Genomic DNA, 304 nt, shown 5'->3' with positions numbered 1-304 from the left:
GGAAAGCCAGTTATTTTCATTCCGAGTCCGAATGTGGCTGAGGATCATCAAACCAAGAATGCCTTGTCGATACCTCAAAAAAATTCATCCATTTTATTGCGAGAAAAAGATGCACAAGAACATTTCAAAGAAGTGTTGGGGAGTTTGCTAAGTGATAATGCAAAGCAACAAGAGGTGAGTGCTCAAATTTCAGCATTAGCAAAACCAAAGGCTACTAAAGAGATTGTAAATGAAATGGAAAAACTATTAAAAAATAAAGGTGAGACATTGTTCAAGAGATCAAAAAAGATGTTGTCAAAAGGAA

At 35.5% G+C, this 304-nt stretch carries 1 protein-coding gene; it reads left to right on the top strand.

What is annotated here, in order from left to right; all coding sequences use genetic code 11:
• A partial coding sequence (locus ACY2RS_RS15540) for a glycosyltransferase (protein ID WP_490099582.1) occupies positions 1-304 on the top strand: 304 nt, incomplete at both ends.

Source organism: Patiriisocius sp. 208BN25-11, assembly GCF_058147145.1.
The sequence above is the reverse complement of the archived record's forward strand: the minus strand, read 5'-3'. Positions and strand labels throughout refer to the sequence as shown.